The 4,111-nt window shown below is 60.8% G+C and carries 5 protein-coding genes and 1 tRNA gene; 1 reads left to right on the top strand and 5 read right to left on the bottom strand.

Going from position 1 to position 4,111, the window contains the following annotated elements:
• Positions 1–164: 164 nt before the first annotated feature.
• Positions 165–1,610 (bottom strand): 9,9'-di-cis-zeta-carotene desaturase, encoded by a 1,446-nt coding sequence (gene zds, locus NW841_RS12215; RefSeq protein ID WP_414366707.1) that lies wholly within the window; start codon positions 1,608–1,610, stop codon positions 165–167.
• Positions 1,611–1,739: 129 nt separating this feature from the next.
• On the opposite strand from zds, the gene NW841_RS12210 reads away from it, so the two are divergent.
• Positions 1,740–1,811, top strand: a tRNA-Gly gene (locus tag NW841_RS12210).
• An 83-nt stretch (positions 1,812–1,894) separates the two neighbouring features.
• Here NW841_RS12210 and NW841_RS12205 read toward each other — a convergent pair.
• The 4 genes from NW841_RS12205 to NW841_RS12190 form a co-directional block, all read right to left on the bottom strand.
• Positions 1,895–2,635: a D-alanyl-D-alanine carboxypeptidase family protein gene (locus NW841_RS12205; RefSeq protein WP_414386612.1), complete on the bottom strand. Its 741-nt coding sequence runs from the start codon at positions 2,633–2,635 to the stop codon at positions 1,895–1,897.
• A 39-nt stretch (positions 2,636–2,674) separates the two neighbouring features.
• A complete protein-coding gene (locus tag NW841_RS12200; protein WP_414366709.1) occupies positions 2,675–3,112 on the bottom strand; it encodes a peroxiredoxin in 438 nt (145 codons plus the stop codon).
• 70 nt (positions 3,113–3,182) lie between these two features.
• Positions 3,183–3,806, bottom strand: a complete 624-nt coding sequence (locus tag NW841_RS12195) for an HD domain-containing protein (protein WP_414376789.1) — start codon at positions 3,804–3,806, stop codon at positions 3,183–3,185.
• Between the two features lie 104 nt (positions 3,807–3,910).
• A partial coding sequence (locus NW841_RS12190; protein ID WP_414386610.1) for an NYN domain-containing protein occupies positions 3,911–4,111 on the bottom strand: 201 nt, incomplete at its 5' end.

The raw sequence follows: 4,111 nt of genomic DNA, 5'->3' as shown, positions 1-4,111 counted from the left end.
GCGAGGAAGCCGATCCGAGCGGGCAGGGTGAAGTTCAAGCCTCCTGAAGCCTTTTTGGCCGAGCACCGATCCCAGGCCAATAACCACTTGACCACCGCTGTTGCTTTGCTGGGTATTGGCGTTTTTACGGTGCTCTACCTGCTGCAATCTTCATAGACCGCCCGCTAAGCCGACGGCTGAGGATCCCGACAGGCGGCCAGGATGGCCTGGGCGGCCAGATGGCCGGAGAGGGTGGCCCCTTCCATGCTGTCGATGTAGTCTTGGGCGGTGTAGCTGCCGGCAAAGAAGAAGTTGGGCACAGGGGTCTTCTGCTGCGGGCGATAGGGATCCATGCCCGGCGCTTCTCGGTAGAGGGAGTGGGCCAGCTTGACCACGCTGTACCAGGTCAGGTTCAGTTGCCGCGAGGAGGGGAAGAGCTCGTGCACTTGGTGCAGCACGTGCTGGGCAATCTGCTCGTTGGGCATGGAGATGAAGGGATCCCCCGGCGTAAGCACGCATTGCAGCAGGGATCCCTGGCCGGGTTTGTAGTAATCGGCAGGGCTGGTGAGGGCGAGATCAGCAAAGCAGGAGAAATCGGCATCGGCGGTGTAGAGGAGGTTATCGATGCCAAGCGGCTGCGGGTGGTCGGCGGCGCGTTTGGCCCGGCCCTTCAGCTCCGTCACCCAGCCATCGAAGCGCAATTGCACCGTTGCCACAGGTACGGATTCCAACTTGTAGAGGTTGTCGAACTGGGGCCACTGCCGCCACACCTGTGGGATCAGCCGTTTGGCACCCTCCACGGCTGTTGCACACACATACACATCTGCTTCTACCCGCTCGCCATTGGCCAAGACCAAGCCGGTTACCGCGTAGGGAGGGGAGTCGTTGACTTCGATGCGGCTGACTCCCCGGCGGGTGTAAACCTGACCGCCGCGGGCTTGCAGGTAGCGGACGATGGGCTGGGTAAGGTAATTGTCCGGGGATCCCTTGAGGAGGTTGAGCTTGGAGGCATCTGTTTTGCTGGCAAACATCTGAAAAATGGTCAGCATGCAGCGGGCGGAAATCTGCTCCGTATCGATGAAGCCCAGGGCATAGGCAATCGGGTTCCACATCCGCTTCAAGCTAGCCTCGGATCCGCCGTGGCGGCGGAACCACTCGGCAAAGCTCAGCCGATCCAAGGCGCGAATCTGCCGCATTGCCCCTTCGTAGTCCAGCAGGCCACGAATCAGAGGGCTGGTGCCCAGCGCTAGGGCGTTGCGCAGTTTATCGGCCCAGGAGAGCTGCTCTGTCGTGAAGAAGGCCTTGAGGCCGTTGAAGGGCGCCCCCAGGGGAAAGCGAAAATCGAGGCTGCCCGTGTGCCCGCCGCGGTTGACAAAGGTGTGGATGTGCTGCTTAGGCAACAGGTTCTCGTAGGCCCCCACCTTCTTCATCAGGGCAAACAAGTTGCTGTAGTTGCAGAAAAAAACATGGAGGCCCATCTCGATGTGGTTGCCCTCGGCATCCTGCCAGGAGCCCACCTTGCCGCCCACAAAGGGCCGCGCCTCGTAGATCTGCACCTGGTGCCCCGCTTCCGCCAAATCAACCCCTGTGACCAAGCCAGCCAACCCTGCTCCGATAATGGCTACCCGCATCGTGATCCCCTCAAATGAGCCCCGCCAGGGGCTGACGCAACTGCAAAGAAAGATAAACTTCTCTCATTCTGGAACAGGGATCCCTGGCTTGACAAACGACCGCAAAACTTGCCATGATAGATGCCCCATGCGGATGTAGCTCAGTGGTAGAGCTTCTCGTTGCCAACGAGACGGTCGCGCGTTCGAATCGCGTCATCCGCTTTTTGGGCCCTCACCCCCGTCCCCTCTCCCGGAGGAAGTCAGCCCTCACCCCCGTCCCCTCTCCCGGAGGGAGAGGGGAGTTGTTAGCGCTTGTAGAAGGTCTCCAGGCTGTGGCGGTCGCCCACAAAGCGCCAGTGCCAGGGTTCGTAACTCACCCCCTGTGGGTTGCCGCGGGGAAAGGACAGCTCAAAGCCAAAGCGAGCAGCATTCTTCTCCAGCCAGCGGAAGGCAGGGGTGGTCTCAAAGGCCTCCTGGGTATCCCATTGAGGGAACTGGGCATCGCCAATGTCGATGGCATAGCCCGTGTGATGCTCGCTGTAGCCAGGGGGAGCGCTGAGCGCCGCCCGTTCTTCCGGTCGCAAGGCCCGCGATTGGGCCACCTGAAAAAACAAAAACTCCTGCTCCGCTATCGAGCGAAACCCAGAGATAGGGACGAGGCGGATCCCGTCGGCTTGGGCTGCTGCGCTCATGCGCAGGTAGCTCTCGGCAGCCGCCTGGCGCAGGCGCACCTCTCGACCGTGGTAGTGGCCCACCACCTGCAAGCTCTCCGGTGGAGCTTCTGCATAGGCGTAGTGCCCCAGCACAGAGACCCGTCTATCCTGCTCAGTTGACTGCGCCAGAGGGGGCTGACCGGCTTCTTCCGGAACTGGGGGATCCGCTACCTGCTGGGATCCAGGTAACTGATCTATCCCCCAACCCGCCAAGAGCACCAACCCAACCACTACCAGCCCCAAGCTCAGGCGCAACCTCAAGGTAGCCGCCGAACCTTGCGCTTTTTCCACCGAAGTGGACTGGCGACGCGCAACCGGAATGTCGTCGTTCATGCGCAAGGGCCGGGATCTCAGAGAAGAACCGAAGAGATTTTACAGGCCCAAGTCTGCCAAGATATCGCGGGCATGGGTTTCGGTGTTGATGTTCTGATAGACCTTGGCAATTTTGCCCTCGCCGTCGATGACGTAGGTCACCCGCTTGGCGTAACCGCCCCCATCCACATCGTAGGCGCGGGCAATCACCCCACTGGTATCGACCAGTAGAGGAAAAGGCAAGTTGTACTTTTCGGCAAACTTTTGGTGAGAGGCCTGGTCGTCCATGCTCACCCCCAACACCACCACGTCTTTGCTTTGGTAATCGGCGTAAGCATCGCGGAATCCACAGGCCTCTTTGGTGCAGCCGGGGGTGTCGTCTTTGGGGTAAAAGTAAAGGACAACGGTTTTCCCGGTAAAATCAGCCAGAGAAACTTGGTTGCCGTGGGTGTCAGTGGTGTTGAACCCTGGAGCAATGGTGCCAACAGCGAGAACCATAGACAGGTGACCTGAAGAGTGCGAAGAAGAAGGCTGCCCTCAGCATTCTCTTCAGCCCTGGTCGTCTCTGTCAAGCGGTTGCCGGCTCCGACCCGGCTGCCCGTTGCAGCTCGACCACCAGCTCTTGGAGCTCCACCGCCAGCCTAGAAGGCAGCCGTCGCCCCAGGATCTCCGCCAGCGACCGGTAGTACCACAGGGATCCCTCTTTGCCGCCGGAGAAGCGCTCCCAGAGCTGATCCCCCAGTTGGTGAAAGTCTCGCAGGATGCAGCGGACGTTGTGCAGTTTGTCAGCGGCGGCCACCAGCAAGACTGAGGCATCTGCGCTTTCCAAGTGCTTGAGATAGGCCACTTTGCGCTCTTTCCAGTTTTCTTTGGGCTCGCCCAGGGAGCTATCGCTGTCGGTGTCTGTGCATCCCAGGATGATCTGCAGCACCCGTTCTCCAAAGTGCTCCCGCAACTCCCGTTCGATCTGGGCCCGCGGCTCACTGCTGTAGCGGGGGCCATCCTCCAGGCTGTCGTGGAGCAGGGCGGCAATAGCCTCATCTTCGTCGGCGCCGTGCTCCAGGGCGATGGACGCCACCGCCAGCAGGTGGCTGAGGTAGGGGATCCCTGTTCCCTTGCGGGTTTGAGCGGCGTGCCAGCGGTAGGCGTAGCGCATGGCCTCGGCAAACCGCGGCGACAACTGGGTGGACATGGGTATCTCTCCATCGAGGTTGGAAGTTGAGGGGATGGGTCAGGAATGGTCTGCTGTTGGTTGTTGATTTGATTATGGGAGCAACTGGCCGGAACCGCAGAGGTTCAGCCGCTGGCCTCCGTCTGTTTTGCCGGTAAGGGCACTGGGATCCCTGTCCCTTGCCAGGCACAGAGATCGACAAAGCGATCCGCCAGGCGAATCAGCTCCGGGTGTGTGCTGGGCCGGTAGGCGGCTACCTCCAGCCGGCAGCCTTGGCTGCGGATATGCCGGAGGGCTGGCGCGAAATCCCCATCACCGCTCAGCAG

The organism is Synechococcus sp. H60.3, from assembly GCF_047462295.1.
Lineage (GTDB): Bacteria > Cyanobacteriota > Cyanobacteriia > Thermostichales > Thermostichaceae > Thermostichus.
The sequence above is the reverse complement of the archived record's forward strand: the minus strand, read 5'-3'. Positions and strand labels throughout refer to the sequence as shown.